The 20,009-nt window shown below is 53.5% G+C and carries 12 protein-coding genes and 1 pseudogene; 4 read left to right on the top strand and 9 right to left on the bottom strand.

Translation table 11 applies throughout. The features are described 5' to 3' along the window. The first annotated feature begins 3 nt into the window (after positions 1–3). Positions 4–2,853 (top strand): valine--tRNA ligase, encoded by a 2,850-nt coding sequence (locus IDSA_RS10350; protein WP_034776632.1) that lies wholly within the window; start codon positions 4–6, stop codon positions 2,851–2,853. Between the two features lie 31 nt (positions 2,854–2,884). On the opposite strand, the gene rraB is transcribed toward IDSA_RS10350, so the two are convergent. From rraB to nudF, 7 genes are read right to left on the bottom strand one after another with little or no spacing between them, the layout of a single operon-like run. After that, a complete protein-coding gene (rraB, locus tag IDSA_RS10345) occupies positions 2,885–3,289 on the bottom strand; it encodes a ribonuclease E inhibitor RraB (RefSeq protein ID WP_034776631.1) in 405 nt (134 codons plus the stop codon). Positions 3,290–3,295: 6 nt separating this feature from the next. Further along, positions 3,296–4,015, bottom strand: a complete 720-nt coding sequence (locus IDSA_RS10340; RefSeq protein ID WP_034776628.1) for a 1-acylglycerol-3-phosphate O-acyltransferase — start codon at positions 4,013–4,015, stop codon at positions 3,296–3,298. A gap of 12 nt (positions 4,016–4,027) precedes the next feature. Then, positions 4,028–6,268 (bottom strand): DNA topoisomerase IV subunit A, encoded by a 2,241-nt coding sequence (gene parC / locus IDSA_RS10335; protein WP_034776625.1) that lies wholly within the window; start codon positions 6,266–6,268, stop codon positions 4,028–4,030. 14 nt (positions 6,269–6,282) lie between these two features. After that, on the bottom strand, positions 6,283–8,175 hold the full coding sequence (parE, locus tag IDSA_RS10330; RefSeq protein WP_034776623.1) for a DNA topoisomerase IV subunit B: 1,893 nt from the start codon (positions 8,173–8,175) through the stop codon (positions 6,283–6,285). Between the two features lie 47 nt (positions 8,176–8,222). Next, positions 8,223–8,798 (bottom strand): YqiA/YcfP family alpha/beta fold hydrolase, encoded by a 576-nt coding sequence (locus IDSA_RS10325; RefSeq protein WP_051986233.1) that lies wholly within the window; start codon positions 8,796–8,798, stop codon positions 8,223–8,225. A gap of 3 nt (positions 8,799–8,801) precedes the next feature. Further along, on the bottom strand, positions 8,802–9,242 hold the full coding sequence (locus IDSA_RS10320) for a DUF1249 domain-containing protein (RefSeq protein ID WP_034776621.1): 441 nt from the start codon (positions 9,240–9,242) through the stop codon (positions 8,802–8,804). After that, on the bottom strand, positions 9,239–9,844 hold the full coding sequence (gene nudF / locus IDSA_RS10315; protein ID WP_034776619.1) for an ADP-ribose diphosphatase: 606 nt from the start codon (positions 9,842–9,844) through the stop codon (positions 9,239–9,241). The genes IDSA_RS10320 and nudF overlap by 4 nt, the downstream gene beginning before the upstream one ends. A gap of 248 nt (positions 9,845–10,092) precedes the next feature. Between nudF and tolC the strand changes: the two genes are divergently transcribed. Together tolC and lpxL are read left to right on the top strand one after the other, a co-directional pair. Beyond that, complete coding sequence (gene tolC, locus IDSA_RS10310; protein ID WP_034776617.1) at positions 10,093–11,448, top strand: outer membrane channel protein TolC; 1,356 nt, start codon at positions 10,093–10,095, stop codon at positions 11,446–11,448. Next, positions 11,435–12,370 carry an LpxL/LpxP family Kdo(2)-lipid IV(A) lauroyl/palmitoleoyl acyltransferase gene (gene lpxL / locus IDSA_RS10305; RefSeq protein WP_034776615.1) on the top strand — a complete coding sequence of 312 codons (936 nt, stop codon included), beginning with the start codon at positions 11,435–11,437 and terminating at the stop codon, positions 12,368–12,370. The genes tolC and lpxL overlap by 14 nt, the downstream gene beginning before the upstream one ends. Here lpxL and glnE read toward each other — a convergent pair. Together glnE and IDSA_RS10295 are read right to left on the bottom strand one after the other, a co-directional pair. Further along, positions 12,324–15,104 (bottom strand): annotated as a pseudogene (gene glnE / locus IDSA_RS10300) (bifunctional [glutamate--ammonia ligase]-adenylyl-L-tyrosine phosphorylase/[glutamate--ammonia-ligase] adenylyltransferase); the annotation flags it as partial. The gene lpxL and the pseudogene glnE sit on opposite strands and share 47 nt — an antisense overlap. A gap of 15 nt (positions 15,105–15,119) precedes the next feature. Next, positions 15,120–16,610: a CYTH domain-containing protein gene (locus tag IDSA_RS10295; protein ID WP_034776613.1), complete on the bottom strand. Its 1,491-nt coding sequence runs from the start codon at positions 16,608–16,610 to the stop codon at positions 15,120–15,122. 226 nt (positions 16,611–16,836) lie between these two features. Here IDSA_RS10295 and putA point away from each other — a divergent pair, with 226 nt between their 5' ends. Beyond that, on the top strand, positions 16,837–20,004 hold the full coding sequence (putA, locus tag IDSA_RS10290) for a bifunctional proline dehydrogenase/L-glutamate gamma-semialdehyde dehydrogenase PutA (RefSeq protein ID WP_034776610.1): 3,168 nt from the start codon (positions 16,837–16,839) through the stop codon (positions 20,002–20,004). Positions 20,005–20,009 lie beyond the last annotated feature (5 nt).

The raw sequence follows: 20,009 nt of genomic DNA, 5'->3' as shown, positions 1-20,009 counted from the left end.
TCTATGGACAAAACGTATTCGCCAAACGCAATCGAAGAAGCCCTGTACCAGCAATGGGAGCAGAACGGCTACTTTAAGCCCTCCGGTCAGGGCGAGTCTTACTGCATCATGATCCCGCCGCCCAATGTGACCGGCAGCCTGCATATGGGCCATGCGTTTCAGCATACCATTATGGACACCCTGACCCGTTATAAGCGTATGGATGGTTACAATGCCCTATGGCAGGTAGGATCCGACCATGCTGGCATCGCGACCCAAATGGTCGTGGAGCGCAAGCTGGCGGCTCAGGGCACCACCCGCCAGGAACTCGGGCGTGAGGCTTTCATCGATAAGGTATGGGACTGGAAAGCTGAATCCGGCGGCACGATCACCCAGCAGATGCGCCGCTTAGGCGACTCCGTTGACTGGGATCGCGAGCGCTTCACTATGGATGAAGGCCTGTCACAGGCCGTTAAAGAAGTCTTTGTTCGTCTGCACAAAGAGCAGCTGATTTATCGCGGTAAGCGCCTGGTGAACTGGGATCCCAAATTACAGACTGCGATTTCCGATCTGGAAGTAGAAAACAAAGAACAGCAGGGCCAGATCTGGCATCTGCGATATCCGCTTGCTGATGGCGCCCGCACGGCCGACGGCAAGGATTATCTGGTAGTAGCAACCACCCGTCCTGAAACCATGCTCGGCGATATCTGTGTTGCTGTGCATCCCGATGACGAGCGCTATAGCTCGTTAATCGGTAAGTTCGTGGACTTGCCGCTGGTGGACCGCCGTATTCCTGTTATCGCGGACAGTTACGTTGATCGTGAATTTGGGAGTGGTTGTGTAAAAATTACGCCTGCGCATGATTTCAATGACTATGAAATTGGTAAACGTCATAACCTGCCGATGATTGCGATTTTTGATGACGTCGCCCATGTGCGCGCTGTAGCCGGCCTCTATACGCCTACAGGCGAGGTCCTTTCCGACATTGACGGCTTTGACGGGTCACTGCCGACAGCCTATCGCGACCTGGAACGATTCGCTGCCCGTAAGCAGATCATTAAAGACTTTGAAGGTCTTGGCCTGCTGGAAAAAGCAGAAGCCCATACCAACAAGATTCCTTATGGCGACCGCGGCGGCGTTCCCATCGAACCGCACCTGACCGATCAATGGTATGTGCGCGTGGCACCGCTGGCCGAAGTAGCAACCAAAGCTGTGGAAAACGGTGACATTGAATTTGTTCCTAAGCAATACGAGAACATGTACTTCTCATGGATGCGTGATATTCAGGACTGGTGCATTTCCCGACAGCTATGGTGGGGCCACCGAATCCCGGCCTGGTACGACAACGATGGTAATGTCTATGTCGGCCATAGTGAAGCTGAAGTGCGCGCTGAAAATGACCTGGGCGACCGGGAACTACGTCAGGATGACGACGTGCTGGATACCTGGTTCTCCTCAGCCCTGTGGACCTTCTCAACGCTTGGCTGGCCAGAGCAGACGGACGACTTAAAAACCTTCCACCCGACCGATGTGCTGGTCACGGGTTTCGATATCATTTTCTTCTGGGTCGCCCGGATGATCATGATGACCATGCACTTCCTGAAAGACAAAGACGGCAAGCCACAGGTTCCCTTTAAGACCGTTTATGTTACTGGCCTGATCCGCGATGATGAAGGACAGAAAATGTCCAAATCCAAAGGTAACGTGCTGGATCCGCTGGACATGATTGATGGTATCGATCTGGAATCGCTGATTGCCAAACGCACTGCGAATATGATGCAGCCGCAACTGGAGGCGAAAATAGCCAAACGCACCGCCCAGCAGTTCCCTGAGGGGATCAATGCCCACGGCACCGATGCGCTGCGCTTTACCCTGGCGGCACTGGCCTCGACCGGCCGTGATATCAACTGGGATATGAAACGCCTGGAAGGGTACCGGAACTTCTGTAACAAGCTATGGAATGCCAGCCGTTACGTGCTGATGAACACCGAGGATCAGGACTGCGGCACCCAGGGTGGTGAGATGGAGCTGTCACTGGCAGACCGGTGGATTATCGAACAGATGAATGACACCACGGCGCAGTTCCGTGCCGCGCTCGATAACTATCGTTTTGATCAGGCCGCTGGTATCGCTTATGAGTTCACCTGGAACCAGTTCTGTGACTGGTACCTCGAATTGACCAAGCCGATCTTGTTTAACGGCAGTGAAGCTCAGTTGCGCGGCACCCGACATACGCTAATTACCGTGCTTGAGCAGTTACTGCGGTTGTTGCATCCGTTACTGCCCTTTATCACCGAAGCGATCTGGCAACGGGTCGCTCCGGTAGCCGGTGTCAGTGGTGATACTGTGATGCTGCAAGCATACCCGCAGGTGAAGGACCAGCGCTTTGCCAATGCCCGTGACGATATGGAGTGGCTGAAGCAGGTTATTGTTGCGATTCGTAATGTCCGCGGCGAAATGAATCTGTCCCCGGCGAAGCCCCTGCCGGTACTGATCAGCAATGCCGACAGCAATGCCAAAGCACGGCTGGAAAATAATCTGAGCTTTCTGAGTTCACTGGCTAAACTCGAATCGGTGGACTTCATCAGTTCGTCGGAAGAAGCTCCAGCAAGCGCCACTGCCCTGGTTGGCCGCATGGAAATTCACATCCCTATGGCGGGTCTTATTGATACGGCGGCGGAACTGGCGCGGCTGGATAAGGCAATTGAAAAAGCCAGAAAAGATGTGGAGATGGTTAGTCGCAAGCTGAGCAATGAGAACTTTGTCAGCAAAGCCCCGGCGGAAGTGATTGAGAAGGAACGTGCCAAGCAGGCGGAAGCGGAAGAAACTCTGACCCAACTGCAACAGCAGCGGGAAAAAATCGCCGCGCTATAAAGCGCGGCGTTTTAATTGGTATTCGTTGGTATTAGTGCTCCGACTCCTCGTCGGAGTCATCCTCATACTCGTCTTCATCGTAATCTTCGTCGTCGCCGTAATAGGTGCCCCAGCCGTCATAGTCGACGCCGGCTAAGTCAGCAATTTTAGCAACTTCCTGGGTTTGCATATCCAATACATGCGCGTCCAGGCTGGTTTCTGAAACAGCAACAAAAGCAAAAAAGCGGGAGTTGTCATCGAGTTCGAACTCATCCGCATCATCCACATGGTAGCCGGCTTTAACCAGTTCTACCGCAGCCTTCTCAAGCTTACTGAAATCATTACTGGCCAGGTGATGCTCTATCGTATAGATATCATCAGCAGGCGCACCATCGGCAAGCAAGGCTTCAACCGTTTCTTCACTTTGCGCTCGGAGCGCATCCAGATCAACCGCCATAATGGCTTATCCTTGTGCTAATTCGTGATCCAGTTCGCGGATTTTCATCTGCATCAACTGGTGACAGTGCGCTGATAAAGCCCGCACGGACTCTGCGTCGTAATCCTTAATCGAAACTGGTGGCAGCATCTCCACGATGAGTTTACCGTTGTTCCAGCGGTTAAGCTTGATTCGACCATGCAGATTAGACACGCAGATCGGCACAATATCAACTTCTGCCTGCACGGCTGTGCGAAAAGCGCCGGTTTTAAATGGCAATAAGCCTCTGCCATAGCTGCGCGTGCCTTCAGGAAACAACAGAATTGAAATATTCCGGTCTCTGATGGCTGCCGCGGCCTGATCAATGGTACCGCGAGCGCGGCCCGTGTGCTTGCGGTCAATCAGGATATTCCCTGCCAGCCAGTAAAGCTGACCGAAAAACGGAATCCACTTCAGGCTCTTCTTACCTATACTTACCGTGCGATTAGGAATAGCCCCTGCGAGGGTAAAGATATCCCAGGTGTTCTGATGATTGGCGATATAGACGTATGCCTTGTTCTGATCAATTTCATCCGGGATCCGCACTTCCATTTTGATTCCCAGTAAATAACGCATACGCCCGTACCAGCGTCCCGCCAGCGGTGTATTCTGCGGGTGGAAAGGTCGCACCAGACAAATCAGCAGCAACAATGTACTACCTATCACAACAAACAAACCCAGTAGAATTATCCGTACAACTGCGAGCATGATATCTCCGGTTTAATCCTGATTCTCAACGACAATAGCGTCGACCCGCTGCAAGCCCCGCGGCAGCTTATTACCGCGCCGCCCGCGTTCACCGCGGTAGTGCTCCAGATCCGGCGCCTTCAGTGTCAGTTTACGTTTACCGGCCAACAAAGTCACTGGCGCGGCAACTGGTACGATGGCAGCCGCGACCACATATTCCTCGCGTGACTGCGCCCGTAACGTCGGAATGCTGAGCATCTTATTACCCTTACCTTTGGCCAGCTCAGGAAGTTCCGAGACCGGGAATATAAGCATCCGGCCTTCATTTGATATCACCACCAATTGATCGGTTTCGGTGCTCTGAACCTGGCTTGGCGGCAATATTTTCGCGCCCGTTGGGAGGTTCAGTATGGTTTTACCGTTTTTATTGCGGCTGACCAGATCGCCAAAGGTACAAATAAAACCGTAGCCAGCATCGGATGCGAGCAAATAGCGCTGCTCATCTTTCGCCATCAGTACGTGCTCAATGGTTTCGCCGGAAACCAGGTTAAAGCGGCCGGTCAGTGGCTCGCCCTGGGTACGGGCAGAAGGTAGCAAGTGCGCTTCACAAGAGAAGCTGCGCCCGGAGCTGTCGAGGAAGACGACCTGCTGGTTACTCTTGCCCTGGGCCGAGGCGAGGAAACGGTCACCCGACTTGTAGGCCAGCGTAGTGCCGTCCACATCATGGCCTTTGGCCGCGCGGACCCAGCCTTTTTCCGACAGCACTACAGTCACCGGCTCAGCCGGTGTGAGGTCGCGCTCGCTCAATGCTTTCGCTTCCTGCCGTTCAATTAATGGCGAGCGACGTGGATCGCCATATTTTTCTGCGTCGGCCAGTATTTCTTTACGGATCAGGGTTTTCAGGCGGCGATCTGAGCTAAGTAATAACTCCAGTTGCTGGCGTTCCTGCTCCAGTTCGTTCTGCTCACCGGTCAGCTTCACTTCTTCAAGCTTGGCTAAATGCCGCAATTTCAGTTCGAGAATAGCTTCAGCCTGGGTGTCGCTTAATTTAAACCGCGCCATCAGTTCAGCTTTAGGCTCATCCTCATAGCGGATGATCGCAATCACTTCATCAATATTCAGGTAGGCAACCAATAAACCTTCGAGGATATGCAAACGCGCCAGTACTTTGTCCAGGCGATGCTGTAACCGCCGGGTGACTGTGGTCTGGCGAAACTCAAGCCATTCCTTAAGTACCGTTAATATTGATTTGACCTGAGGCCGGCCATCCAGGCCCAGCATATTGAGGTTAACCCGATAGTTCTTTTCAAGATCCGTGGTGGCGAACAGGTGTTGCATCATCTGCTCGGTATCCACCCGGTTAGAGCGTGGTACCACCACCAGTCGGGTCGGATTCTCATGATCCGACTCATCCCGCAGGTCGGTTACCATCGGCAGCTTTTTCGCCTGCATCTGGGCGGCAATCTGCTCAAGAACTTTTGAACCCGAGGCCTGATGCGGTAGCGCGGTAATGACCACTTCGCCGTCTTCGAGTACATATTTTGCGCGCATGCGGATGGTACCGCGGCCGCTTTCGTAAATTTTAACGATTTCATCATGGGGGGTGATGATCTCGGCATCGGTCGGATAATCCGGTCCGTGCATGTGCTCCATGACATCAGCCAGGCTGGCACTGGGTTTCTCCAGCAGCATAGCGCAGGCATGTGCAACTTCGCGGGCATTGTGCGGCGGAATATCTGTTGCCATACCAACCGCAATACCAGTAACACCATTTAACAGGATGTGTGGCAACCGGGCCGGCAACATCCGCGGCTCTTTCATGGTGCCATCGAAGTTCGGACTCCAGTCAACGGTACCCTGCCCCAGCTCTGACAACAGCACTTCACTGAAACGCGACAGCTTGGCTTCGGTATAACGCATGGCGGCGAAAGATTTCGGATCGTCCGATGACCCCCAGTTGCCCTGACCGTCAACCAACGGGTAGCGGTAGGAGAAGGGTTGCGCCATCAGCACCATAGCTTCATAGCAGGCACTGTCGCCGTGGGGGTGGAATTTACCCAAGACGTCACCGACGGTACGCGCGGACTTTTTATATTTCGCCAGTGCGGTCAGGCCAAGCTCTGACATGGCGTAGATAATGCGCCGCTGAACCGGCTTCAGGCCGTCACCGATATGGGGTAAGGCCCGGTCCATGATCACGTACATGGAATAATTTAAGTAAGCGTCTTCAGTAAACCGGCGTAGCGGAACCTGTTCTATATTTTCCATCGTCATTCGCAGTATTCTCCTTACAGCTCAGCCAGATCGACCAGGTTGCCTTTACTTTCCAGCCACTCCCGGCGATCACCGGATCGTTTTTTCGCCAGCAGCATGTCCATTAACTCATCCGTTGCGGCAATGTCATCAACGGTCAGTTGCACCAGCCGCCGGGTATTCGGGTCCATAGTGGTCTCACGCAGTTGCAGCGGATTCATTTCACCCAGGCCTTTAAAGCGCTGTACGTTGACTTTGCCTTTACGTTTCTCGGCCTCAATACGGTCGAGAATGCCCTGTTTTTCATCTTCATCCAGGGCGTAGAAAACTTCCTTACCAACGTCCACCCGATACAGTGGTGGCATGGCCACATACACATGGCCATGATCAACCAGTGTGCGGAAGTGCTTCATAAAGAGCGCACACAGCAGAGTGGCGATGTGCAGCCCGTCGGAATCCGCATCGGCAAGGATGCAAATTTTCCCGTAGCGCAGCTTTTCCAGATCCCCTGAATCGGGATCGACCCCAAGCGCCACGGAAATGTCATGAATTTCCTGCGACCCCAGGATCTGATCAGATTCAACTTCCCAGGTATTGAGGATTTTTCCGCGCAATGGCATTACTGCTTGAAAATAACGGTCCCGTGCCTGCTTCGCTGAGCCGCCGGCAGAATCCCCTTCCACCAGGAAGAGTTCACTGCGACTGGTGTCCTGCGTGGCACAGTCAGTTAATTTGCCCGGCAGCGGTGGTCCCTGGGTGACTTTTTTGCGCACCACCTTTTTGCTGGCACGCATCCGGCGCTGTGCATTGTTGATACATAAATCAGCCAGTAGCTCAGCTTGTTCGGTGTGTTCATTCAGCCACAAACTGAACGCATCTTTGACCACGCCTGACACGAACGCTGCACACTGGCGTGATGATAAACGCTCTTTGGTTTGCCCAGCGAACTGGGGATCCTGCATTTTTACTGAGAGGATGTAGCTGCAACGTTCCCAGATATCTTCCGGGGTCAGCCGGACGCCGCGCGGTAATAAATTACGGAAATCACAGAAGTCGCGCATGGCTTCAAGCAACCCCTGGCGCAGACCATTAACGTGAGTTCCGCCTTGCGGCGTCGGAATCAGGTTTACATAACCTTCCATGACGCCCTCGCCGCCTTCCGGCAGCCAGGTTACCGCCCATTCAACCGCTTCTTCATTGCTGGTGAACGACCCGATAAAGGGCTCTTCCGGCAGGGTCGGCAGTTCCTGAACAGACTCAACCAGATAATCCCGCAGACCATCTTCGTAATACCAGGATTGTTCGGTTTCATCGACCAGGTTGCGGAAGGTGATTTTCAGACCGGGACACAAGACCGCTTTGGCGCGCAACAAGTGACTCATCTTCAGCACCGAAAAGCGCGGCGAGTCAAAGTATTTGGGATCCGGCCAGAAATGCAGGCTGGTACCCGTATTACGCTTACCGACGGTGCCGGTCACGGTCAGTTCGCTGACCTTATCGCCGTTCTCGAAGGCCATTTCATAAACCTGACCATCACGTTTCACGGTGACTTCGACACGGGTCGACAGGGCGTTCACCACCGAGATACCGACACCGTGCAGACCACCTGAAAACTGATAGTTCTTATTCGAAAACTTGCCGCCGGCATGCAGCTTGGTCATGATCAACTCGACGCCGGGCACCCCTTCTTCAGGATGCACATCCACCGGCATTCCGCGCCCGTCATCCTGAACCGACATCGACTGGTCCGGATGAAGGATGACGATCATCTCACGGGCGTGGCCCGCCAGCGCTTCATCAACACTGTTATCGATGACTTCCTGGCCAAGATGGTTAGGGCGTGAGGTATCTGTATACATGCCGGGTCGACGGCGAACCGGCTCGAGGCCGTTGAGGACCTCTATCGAATCTGCTTTGTAGTCTGACATGCGCTCTTCTTATACTATTTGGCACCGGAAATGATGCCCATATACTGTTACAGGACGTTGAGAAACTCAAGCGCCGACGGGAGGTATCGTGCAAATCGGGTAAAGCTGTGATCGCCTCCGTGCTCAATGATCATGCGCTGATTGCGGTAATAGTCACGGGCCGCCCGATAATCCAGCTGCGCATCGCCATTCTGCAATAAAACCAGCAGCTCCACGGCCGGGTCAAGCTGCCGCTCAACCTCGGTTAAGATTTGCTGATCGTTATTACCCAGCTGATAGCGCTCGCCGGTATAGGGATGTTCCCGCACCGGCATATCGCCGGCCAGCCATTGCACCGGTTGCACCGCCGGGTTGATGAGAACCCCGCGCACTGATTTACCGGAACCACGGAGCTGGCTGACGGCGTAATGCGTCCAGAATCCGCCCAGCGAACTACCCATCACCGCTGTTGGCTGACGGCTGCTAAGCAGATCATCAATATAGTCACGGGTAGCTGCCATACTAGCCGGCAGCTGTTCGGCAACAAGCTCCGGGGCATTCGGCTGGTATTTTAAGAATTTCTTCAGTTCGATAATTTTGGGTGAAGCCGGCGAGCTTTCGAAACCGTGCAGGTACAACAGCACTGATTAATTCTCCTGCGCCATTCCGGAACGACTAAGAAGTTGTAGCCACTCCTGCAAAAAATAATTGACCTGATGCTTTTCATCAGCCTGATGCATATCGCGGTTCGGCTGCGGATAAAATGGTCGTAACCGCGCAATACCCTGGCTGCGGATGACCTCGGCCAACTGGGCATCGTGATACAGGCGCACATCCATCTGTGCTTCCCGCAGCCCGGGCAACTGCTGGCTGAGTGCCTGCTGCTGAATACGGATCTCGGTGGTATAAGGAGCCGAATCAGTTACGGCCAGACTGAACCGCAAATTACGGCCAGCCTTTACCACCCGGTTCCCCTGGGCTGGTATGCCACTGACAAGCTTATCCAGCGCAGCATAATTCACTGCTGCCAGACGCTGCAGCGCGGCAAGATCAAACTGATAACGACGAGTGCGGACATCTGTAGTCATGGATGTATTAAATGTTGCCTGTGTAGTTGCAGCCATTGTAACGCAATCACACTGGCTGCGTTGTTAATTTTACCTTGCTCTAACAGCTCAATAACCTGGCTGCGGGGCAGTACATGTACCAGAATATCTTCATTTTCAGCAGCTAACCCACCCTGCCGGGAGGCTTTACTGCTATCGACTAACGCGATATAGACGGAAATCTTCTCGGTACAACCACCGGGGGTTGATAAATAAGTAAGCGCGTAGTGTAGCTGATCAGTAGTTAAGCCTGCTTCTTCGGCGAGTTCACGGTGCGCCACCTGCTCAGCCGGTTCATCATCATGATCAATCATGCCCGCGACGAACTCGAGCAACCAGGGGCTGTCATCCAGATCCAGAGCACCGATGCGGAACTGTTCCAGCAGCACAATAGTATCCCGTTGCGGATCATAGGGTAGCACCACCACCGCATGACCGCGGTCCATCACTTCGCGCTCAAATTCAGGAGACCAGCCGCCGCCAAACAGGCGATGGCGTAACTGGTATACCAAAATACTCAGAAAGCCCTCACGTACTGATTTTCGCTTAACTATTTCAACATCTTTTCGATTAAATTTTTGCACAGTAAACCTTTTTAAGTTATTTGACGTCTTAACTACTCGATTCAGCTTATCGCGGTTTATTGCTGATTGAAAAAATAGCCGAAAACATCACATAATTCGTTACACTTGAACTCAGACTGTTGCAACTTCCTGACAGAATTCCGGCCTATTAAAGAGTAAGCTGGTATGCATTCAACAGTGTATGTAAAATAAATGCCATTAACCTAAAGCAATCTGCTGCTTTCAGATAATTCAGGACATCCGATAACATGAAAAAGTTCGTACTGACCACTCTCATTGGCTTAACTCTTACAGCAGGCCATAGTGCCGCATACGCGGACAACTTAGAACAGGTATTCCAGCTTGCTCTGCAAAATGATCCTACCTTACAACGGGTCGATGCCGAACGTCGCGCCGCACAGCAAGGCGTTGATATTGCCCGCGCCGACTGGTGGCCGCAAATCGGATTCGAGGCTGGTTATAGCCGTTCTACTGCGGAGCGCGCGCAGTTTGACAGCACTGGCTTCTTTACCCTGGATTCAGAAAGCCGCGGCTGGGACGCCGGCGTAAGCCTGACCCAGAGCCTGTTCGATATGAGTGTGTGGGAGCAAACCCAGATCTCCGAAAAGCAGGCCTATCAGGCTGAAGTGACTTATCGTAATACCCGTCAGGAACTTATGTTACGGGTGGTCAACGCCTATTTCACCGTACTTGAGCGGCAGGACGATCTCGAGTTTGCCCGCGCTGAGAAAAAGGCGATTGAACGTCAGCTCGAACAGACCAAACAACGTTTCTCCGTCGGTCTGACCGCCATCACCGATGTGCATGAGGCACAAGCTCAGTTCGACAATGCTGTCGCCCGGGAGATTCAGGCTGAAAATGCGGTCTCGATTGCCCGCGAAGGCCTGCGCGAAATTACTGGCCGTTATCATGAACGCCTGGCAAGTCTGGACACCTCAGCTTTCGATCCGGAAACGCCATCACCTGCCGATGCCCAAAGCTGGGTGAAAATAGCCGAAGATAAGAATTTAGCGCTGATGGTACAACGCGTTGTGGTCGAAGTAGCAGAACAACGTATTGAGCTGGCGCAGAGCGGTCACTATCCGACCGTATCGTTGAGCGGTAACTATTCCACCAATGAAACCACCACTGAAACTCAGGGCAACACCATTGATATGCCGCGCATGGACTCCCGTTCGATCGGCCTCAACTTACGGGTTCCTATCTTTACCGGTTTCCGCACTTCAGCCCAGGCCGACCAGGCCCGTGAGAATTACGTAGCCAGCAGCCAGCAGCTCGAATTTGTGCGCCGTAATGTTGAACGCGAAGTGCGTACTGCCTACTATGATGTCGAAGCATCCTTAGCCAGTATCCGCGCACTTAAACAAGCTGTGGTATCTGCTGAAAGCGCATTAAAAGCAACGCAAACCGGCTTTGAAGTTGGCACCCGGACTATCGTCGATGTGTTGAACAGCACCCAGAACTTGTTTAACGCCCGACGCAATTTATCGACCGCACGCTACGGCTACATTCGTCAGTACCTGACACTGCAGCAGGCATCCGGTCAGATTACCGAGCAGGATTTATCAGCCATCAACTCCAGCCTGGCATATGAAAGTAATTGAAACCCCTAAATTCCAGGCCAGGTTCTTACTGCCAAAATACTGGCTGACCTGGCTTGGAGTTGGGATCCTCTACACGATTTCCTGGTTACCTTATCGCCTACAGTTGGGGATGGGACGCGGCCTGGGCCGCCTTTTTTATAACTTTGTCCCGAAGCGCGCCAATATTGCCCGACGTAATGTTGAACTGTGCTTTCCGGAAAAGTCTGCCGATGAACTTGAAGATCTGGTGCGACGGAATATGGAAAACACCGGGATCGCATTTTTCGAAACCGGTATGGCCTGGTGGTGGCCGGACTGGCGTATTCGCCGCAAGCTGCATGTACACGGCGCTGAACATATTAAGGCGCCACTGGCCGAGGGAAAGGGCGTTCTAATGCTGATGTTCCACTTTCTCAGTCTCGAGGTGCATGCCCGTATGCACGGCTTCGTTAAGCCTGCTGTCGGACTTTACCGACCACACAACAACGCGGTGATGGAGTTTCTGCAAACTCGCGGCCGCGGCCGGTCGAACAAGTACCTGATTCCCAGAACCGATGTCCGCAGCATGCTGCAGGCGCTGAACCAGGGCGAGATAGCCGGCTACCTGCCGGATCAGGACTATGGCCGCAAACGGACCGTATTTGTTCCTTTCTTTGAAGTAGCCGAAACCAGTACCACCACCGGAACCACGCTGTTTGCCGGCAATGCGAACTGTGTGGTGGTGCCATCAACCTGTTTTCGCCGGGCCGATGGCAGCGGCTATGATCTGAGCTTTTATCCCCAGTTCGAAAATTTCCCGACTGGCGATGAGTTAGCTGATGCTACCCGGATTAACAAGATGGTGGAGTTTGCGGTACAACAGGCCCCGGAACAATACCTCTGGGTGCATCGCCGCTTTAAGACCCGTCCGAACCCCGGGGATCCTGATTTATATCAAGGTTAAAGCAGTGTTTCCAGGCGCTGATAACAGCTGTTCGCGCCTGGCTTAAATCCTGCCGCGTTACCGGGCCCTTTTTGTCCAGCGCCAGCTGATGTAACACCCCGCGCTGTTCAATATAGGCGCTGATAAGGCCGCTAACTTGTTCATCACTGAGCAGCCCGTGGCTACCAGCGGTTTCCAGAATCCTGATATTATCGGTGTAACGGGTGAGCTCCGGATACTCACTGCTGTACGCAAGCACCAGATACTGAACTAAAAATTCAATATCGGTAATGCCGCCGACGCCCTGCTTGGTATCAAACTCCTGCTCCCTGACCGCATTGTGTAAATGCTCTCTCATCTTCGCGCGCATGCTGACCACTTGTTCCTGCAATTCCCGCTGGTCGCGGTGCCGCTGCAAGTGCTGTTGGCGCATCGTCGTGAGCTGTTGCTGCAATTCTTTATTTCCATAGACGGGTCTGGCCCGCACCAATGCCTGTAATTCCCAGGTCCAGGCATCTTCTTTCAGATACTGTTCGAAGGTATCCACCTGGGTGACCAATAAGCCGGATTTGCCCGAAGGCCGCAGGCGCATGTCCACCTCGTACAAAACTCCGATCATAGTGCGGGTGGTAAAGATGTGCAGAATACGCTGGGCCAGTCGCAGATAGAATTGCTGAATTTCTATTGGTTTCTGGCCGTCGGTTTCGCCCTCATATGGGGTATTGGTCAGAAATACCAGATCAAGATCAGAACCATAGCCCAGCTCCAGGCCGCCCAGCTTGCCATAAGCCATGACAGCGAGACCGTTATCATCCACCGAACAACCGGGCGGTACACCGTGCTTCTCTGCCAGCTGGAACCAGGCCAGCCGTACCACATGACCAATCATGGCTTCGGCCAGATAGCTTAAATGATCGCTTACTTTCATCAGCGGTAGCGCGCCACTAATGTCCGCAGCCGCCACTTTTAGCTGCAATGCCTGCCGCGCCTGGCGCAATGCATTCATCTGCGCTTCCAGATCAACTTCCTGCTCAGGAATCCGCAACAGGTACTCTTCCAGCAGCCGCGGATACTCAGCGAATTCCGGTAACTGATACAGATGCGCCGGGTCAATGAGTTCATCGAGCAGTAACGGATAATTGGCCAGTTGATCAGTCAGCCAGGAACTCGCCCGGCAGAGTTTCAGCAGTTGTTCGCGGGCCCCCTGGTTTTCGACCAGAAGTTCGACATAAGCCGTCCGGCTCATGATTTTCCGTAATACGTTTAGTACCCGTTCAAGGACGAATTCAGCATCTTCAAACTGAATAATCCGCCCAAGTAACAGCGGTACCAGGCGTGCCATCGCTTTGCGCCCGCGGGGGCCACTACCGCGTTTACGGACTTCCTGGCGCAGCTGATTGACCTGTTGCCAGATCATATTGGCGGTATTTTTTCCGACTCCCGTGTCCTGCAATACACTCAGCGCCGTTTCGTCTTCGACCATATCCTGCCACAGCAACTGCAGCGGACCAGCTTCTTCATCATCCTGTTCCGGATCGCCAATCACCATCTTAAAGTGACCGTGGACCTTGTTCATACTGGTGGCAATATCAGCGGTGATTTGTTCCCAGGGCTGATCAAATACCCGGCTGATACGTTGCTGTGTTTCTTTGTCGTCAGGCAGTGTCTGGGTTTGCTCATCATTAATCTGCTGCAATACATGTTCAACTTTGCGCAAATGCTCATAACAGCTAAGCAGTTCGGTCACCGCCGCCGGAGCGAGCAGATTCAGATCCCTAATAGCGGCGTAGGCAAGGTATAAAGACTGTGTCTGCAGTTGCCGCTCCTGCCCGCCGCGAATCAACTGAAAGGCCTGCGCTATAAATTCAATTTCCCGGATACCTCCCGGGCCCAGCTTAATATTGTTACGGACGCCCTGACGTCGGGTCTCCTGAGTGATCAGGCTTTTCATCTTGCGCAGTGCATCGATTGCTGAAAAGTCGATATAGCGCCGGTAGACAAAGGGTCGTAACAGGCTTCTTAGCTCTTCCTGCCAGGCGGCCTCAGCACCAATCATGCGAGCCTTGACCATGGCATAGCGCTCCCAGTCACGGCCTTGCTCCTGATAGTAGTACTCCAGCGCCGACATGCTGGCCACCAGCGGCCCCGACTGCCCAAATGGCCGCAGCCTTAAATCCACCCGGAACACCCGGCCATCACCGGTTGGCGCATCTAACAGGCCGACCAGCGCTTGCCCCAGCCGGGTGAAAAAAACACCGTTTTCGATCGGTTTGCGGGAATGATCGGTTTCTCCCTGTTCGGGATAGCAGAAAATAAGATCAATATCCGAAGAAAAGTTCAGTTCGCCACCACCGAGTTTACCCATACCGATCACCAGCAGTTGCTGCTCCTGGCCGTCCGCATTCAGGGGGGTGCCATGGCGACTGGTAAAGCGGGGATATAACCAGGCTAATGAAGCGCTGATAAAAGCGTCGGCAGCAGCAGTCAGATGGGCCAGCATCTGTTGCAACGTTAACTGACCAAGCAAATCGGCAGCGGCCAGCGCCGCAAACCAGGCATTGCGCTGTAATCGCAGTTCCTGCTGGGCGCGATTCTCGTCATCAACGCTCGCCAGCCGCTCATCAATACGCTGTCGGTAGTTCTGCGGAGCGCACAGCTGAATCATGCCGTCATCCGCGGTCTGAATCGCCTCAGGTTGCTGTTCCAGCACCCGGCCAATGAAAGGGCTGACTTCGGTCAGAAAGATGCGTTGCTGGTCATTTAACATGATTTAAATAACCCAGTACGGTTCTTGCTTCAGCGCCGAACGCCGGGAATGCTCCAGCGCATACAGCAAAGATTCAAGCTGAACCTCCTGCCAGTTCAGTAAGCGTTCGGTATTGACGTCGTCCGTATCTTTTATGGCTTCACGCAGTAATTTCAGTGCCATAATTTCGCGAATGCCGCGCACCATATCCAACCAGGGTGCACGAAACCGTTCCCGGTCTTCTTCATCAAACAGGTAACCGACACAATAACCCAACTGCAGCGAGCCAAGTAATAGCGGCAATTGCTTAAGATAGTGTTCAGGCCGCAGCTCGCGCTCACGGGTGAATGCTTCTGCAACCTGTTGCCAGTCTTCGCGCAGGCGCTGTGACGCCCAGGCCCGCAACGGCACCTGCATAAGTTGTTCATGGCGCGGCTGACGGTTGCATAACTCACCGAGTTCCAGCAACGTCAGTTGATAATCGTCACGCTTGACCAGATTAAGCACCAGCTCCATCTGCACCGCATGTTCCTGCTGCTCCATGATATGTTCATGCAGCTTTGGTTGCTGCTTCAGAGCACGGTGGTAGGCGCCGTCTTCAGCGGTTAGCTCTGCCAGCCCGTCATAGCGGCTTAACCAGCCTAAGTGACCAAGCATCTGCTCGAGGCGGACAATATGATCACTGACCTCAACCTCCAGCATCATCAGCTGCTGCAACACCACGCGGGCCAGCCGGATACCATCGGTAATACCTGCTACTGCCCGCACTGTGGGCTGCTCCAGCAAGCAGGCATCGTTATGTTGCCAGTACTGCAAGGCATAGGTCAGCGCCCGGTACAATCCAGTGCCAACGTCGTCCTGGGTTTGCTGGCGCACAAAGTCGGCCTGGGTTGATGGCTCGAGTGCGCTCTTGTTAGCCAGCAGATAACCACGGGCGGCCTTGCTAAGGCTTCCAACCCGGGCATCAACCCGGGTAATAAAGCGCCGCGCCATTTTGTACAGCTCGGAGAGATCACCACCCTGCAGCTCAAGTTCTATTTCACATAACGAGCGCTGATTCGCGTCTGCGATGATAATGCCCTCATCAAAAACCAGTTCAATCATTCCATCACCGCTTGGCAGACGCCAGCGCTGGCGGGTAAAGTTGGTCCGAAAAATCTCGTCCAGCTCACGCTGGATGTCAAATAACGGAAAATCATCAGGCCAGATATCTTCATCAAATAAGGTCAGATCGGGTTTGTCACTGGTGGTGGCGGCATTGTATTCAGGCCGCCGGTGCATGCCCCCGATTACATCCCCGGCAAGTTTAACGGTTTGCTCCCGGTCATCGCCGCACTGGCGGATACGCAAGCCCATGTCATATTCGCGCAGCCGCAGATCCGGCGTGTCAAAGTAGCGGTTTGTCAGTTGCAGCTCGGCCGGTTGTTGCTCACCAGCCAGCTGCTGACACAAACGCAATGCAGCCTCGCGTCGCGCTGGTTCAATATAAAGTTTCAGTTCCGTTTCCTGACTCACAGAAGCTCTCGTTAGCTAAATTTTCAGTTAACAATACGGTACTCGCACGCGTTAACCCGGTCAACCTATATGCCCCTTGAATAGCGGCTGAATGCCCACAAGATCAGGTGCATGACATGGATAAAAATATTATGTTCTGATAGGCTTTACGTGCGCAAAAAAAGGCCTATACTTGCGCGCAAAATCCGTCCAGCCACGCTTTTGGCTGAGTGCTACAGGAGACGCTATGTTCAAAGCAAGTGAAGTACTTGCGGCTCAATACTCTGATGCTGACCTTGGTCGACTTCAGCAAGCCATTACCGACAATTATCTTATTGACGAAAATGCCTATGTTAAAGAGCTGATGGAGCTCGTACCGAGCGATGAAGAAAGCTTGGATAAGGTGACGGAACGCACCGCTAAACTGGTTAAAACCGTTCGTGAACGCGCGGATGGCGGTGGTGTCGATGCCTTTTTGCAAGAATATAGCCTGGATACCAAAGAAGGCATTATTTTGATGTGTCTGGCAGAGGCGCTGTTGCGGGTTCCAGATGCAGCTACCGCCGACGCACTCATCCAGGATCGCCTTTCAGGCGGTGACTGGCACAAACATATGGGCCAAAGCGGCTCCTGGCTGGTCAATTCCGGCTCCTGGTCACTGGCATTAACGAACTCTGTGATTAACCCCACCGGTCAACCGATGGAAACACCCCGCGGTGTATTCCGCCGCCTGATCCGGCGTCTGGGGATGCCGGTAGTGCGTACCGCAACATATGCAGCCATGCGCATCATGGGTAAGCAGTTTGTACTGGGGCGCACCATTGAAGAGGCCCTGAAGAACAGCCGTGCCAATCGCACCAAGGGCTACACCCATGCTTATGACATGCTTGGCGAGGCTGCGTTAACTTCCGCCGATGCCCGTCGCTATCATGCCGATTACGTCAACTCAATTAAGGTTGTTGCGAAAGAAAACTTTAACAACCCGAAAGCGCCGCGGCCGACCATTTCAATTAAGCTTTCAGCACTGCACCCACGCTACGAAATGGCGAACCGTGATCGCGTCTTAATTGAACTGGCACAAAGCCTGAGCGACCTGGTCAAACTGGCGAAAGACGCGGACGTTGGCGTTACTATTGATGCCGAAGAGGCTGACCGTCACGAACTGTCGCTGGAGCTGTTTGAGAAAGTGTATCGCAGCGGTGTCTGTAAAGACTGGCCACGCTTTGGTCTGGTGGTGCAGGCTTACTCTAAGCGCGCCCTGCCCACTTTATGCTGGCTTACCGCACTGGCCCGCGAAGGTGGTGACGAGATACCTGTGCGGCTGGTGAAAGGGGCTTACTGGGATACTGAAATCAAGCTGTCGCAAATGAACGGCCTGACGGCATATCCGGTATTTACCCGTAAAGCCAATACCGATGTCTCATACCTTGCCTGTGCGCATTATCTGTTAAGCGATGCCTCCGATGGCGCTCTGTATCCGCAGTTTGCTACCCATAACGCGCAGAGTGTTATGGCAATACGGCACCTGAATGAAAAGTATAAGCGCCGGATCGAGTTCCAGCGCCTGCACGGAATGGGTGCTGATCTCTATGACACCCTGCTGGACGAAGATCCAGACACCACAGTGCGCATTTATGCGCCGGTCGGTGCCCATAAGGATTTACTACCCTACCTGGTCCGGCGTTTGCTGGAAAATGGTGCTAATACCTCCTTTGTGCATAAGCTCCTGGACCCAACGGTACCCGTTGACCAGCTTAGCAAGCACCCGGTACATACGCTGGCGCAGTTCGACACTTACGCTAACAGCAAAATTCCTATGCCGACGCAGATTTTCAGCGATCGCAAGAACTCATTAGGATTGAATATGAACGTTCACTCTCAAGCAGATGATTTTATTGCTGCGGTGCAGCAATACCGTGACAAACAGTGGCAGGGCGGCCCTATCGTTAATGGCGATGTCGTCGATGCGCACCATCGCGTATCGATTTCCAGTCCTCAGGAAATGGACCGTACTGTAGGTACTATTAGCTGGGGCGATAAAGCGCTTGCCGAGAAGGCACTGGAAAGTGCCAATGCAGCGTATCGCCGTTGGCGCGATACCGATGTGGAAATCCGTGCTAAGGCACTGGAGAAATTCGCTGACCTGATGGAAGCGAACCGCGACGAGCTGATTGCGCTATGTAGCCTCGAGGGCGGCAAAAGCCTGCAGGACGGCATCGACGAAATTCGCGAAGCAGTAGATTTCTGTCGCTACTATGCAGTGCAGGCCCGTGAACTTATGAGTGAGCCAACAGAACTGCCAGGCCCTACCGGCGAAGACAATGAACTCTTTTTACAGGGTCGCGGCACCTTTATCTGTATCAGTCCCTGGAACTTCCCGGTCGCCATTTTTGTCGGCCAGGTTGTCGCTGCGCTGGTAACGGGTAACTGTGTTATCGCTAAGCCTGCAGAACAGACCGGCCTCGTGGCCTTCCGTACTGTACAGCTGGCTCTTGAAGCGGGCATCCCGGGTGATGTCCTGCACTTCATGCCGGGTAGCGGCGCCGAAATCGGTTCTTACCTGGTATCCCAGGAAGACATCGGCGGCGTATGCTTTACCGGTTCAACTTATACCGCGCAGGCCATTAACCGCGCCCTGGCTGCCCGTACCGGCAACATAGTGCCTTTAATCGCTGAAACAGGCGGTCAGAATGCCATGCTGATTGACTCCACCGCATTACCTGAGCAGGCAGTGACAGATATCGTAGGTAGTGCCTTTAAGAGCGCCGGACAGCGCTGCTCCGCGCTGCGGGTGCTTTATGTGCAGGACGACATTGCTGATCGGGTTATCGAGTTGCTCAAAGGCGCGATGGCCGAGCTTAAGGTCGGCGACCCTATGCTGCATGAAACCGATGTCGGCCCGGTTATCGATGGCGTGTCGAAAACCAACCTGGAACGACATATCAGTGACATTACGCAGACCGGGCGCCTTATTGGCCGGGCCCAGTTACCTGAATACACTCAGGGCGGTTTATTCGTGGCACCGACCGCGATTGAAATTGACAACATCAACCAGTTGGTGAAAGAAAATTTCGGGCCGATTCTGCACGTGATTCGTTACAAAACCAGTGAACTTGATGACGTTATCAAGAGCATTAACAATACCGGTTTCGGTCTTACTTTCGGTATTCATAGCCGCAATGAAACCTTCGCCTATGACGTAGCGCGCCGGATTGATGTCGGTAACGTTTATATCAACCGCAACCAGATTGGTGCCGTGGTTGGGGTGCAGCCATTTGGTGGCCGCGGCCGCTCAGGTACCGGACCGAAAGCTGGTGGCCCACACTACCTCACGCGCTTTATTACCGAGAAAACCCGCAGCAATAACATTACTGCGGTCGGTGGTAATGCAACCCTGTTGTCGCTCGGCGACTAACAGGG

Origin of the sequence: Pseudidiomarina salinarum, assembly GCF_000753715.1 — a bacterium.
In the GTDB taxonomy this organism is placed as follows: domain Bacteria; phylum Pseudomonadota; class Gammaproteobacteria; order Enterobacterales; family Alteromonadaceae; genus Pseudidiomarina; species Pseudidiomarina salinarum.
The sequence above is the reverse complement of the archived record's forward strand: the minus strand, read 5'-3'. Positions and strand labels throughout refer to the sequence as shown.

What these genes read in the sequence shown, in the direction of transcription:
- tolC (WP_034776617.1), top strand. Translation starts at nt 10,093, where the DNA reads ATGAAAAAGTTCGTACTGACCACTCTCATTGGCTTAACTCTTACAGCA.
- putA (WP_034776610.1), top strand. Translation starts at nt 16,837, where the DNA reads ATGTTCAAAGCAAGTGAAGTACTTGCGGCTCAATACTCTGATGCTGAC.
- parE (WP_034776623.1), bottom strand. Translation starts at nt 8,175, where the DNA reads ATGTCAGACTACAAAGCAGATTCGATAGAGGTCCTCAACGGCCTCGAG.
- lpxL (WP_034776615.1), top strand. Translation starts at nt 11,435, where the DNA reads ATGAAAGTAATTGAAACCCCTAAATTCCAGGCCAGGTTCTTACTGCCA.
- parC (WP_034776625.1), bottom strand. Translation starts at nt 6,268, where the DNA reads ATGACGATGGAAAATATAGAACAGGTTCCGCTACGCCGGTTTACTGAA.
- rraB (WP_034776631.1), bottom strand. Translation starts at nt 3,289, where the DNA reads ATGGCGGTTGATCTGGATGCGCTCCGAGCGCAAAGTGAAGAAACGGTT.
- IDSA_RS10320 (WP_034776621.1), bottom strand. Translation starts at nt 9,242, where the DNA reads ATGACTACAGATGTCCGCACTCGTCGTTATCAGTTTGATCTTGCCGCG.
- IDSA_RS10340 (WP_034776628.1), bottom strand. Translation starts at nt 4,015, where the DNA reads ATGCTCGCAGTTGTACGGATAATTCTACTGGGTTTGTTTGTTGTGATA.
- IDSA_RS10350 (WP_034776632.1), top strand. Translation starts at nt 4, where the DNA reads ATGGACAAAACGTATTCGCCAAACGCAATCGAAGAAGCCCTGTACCAG.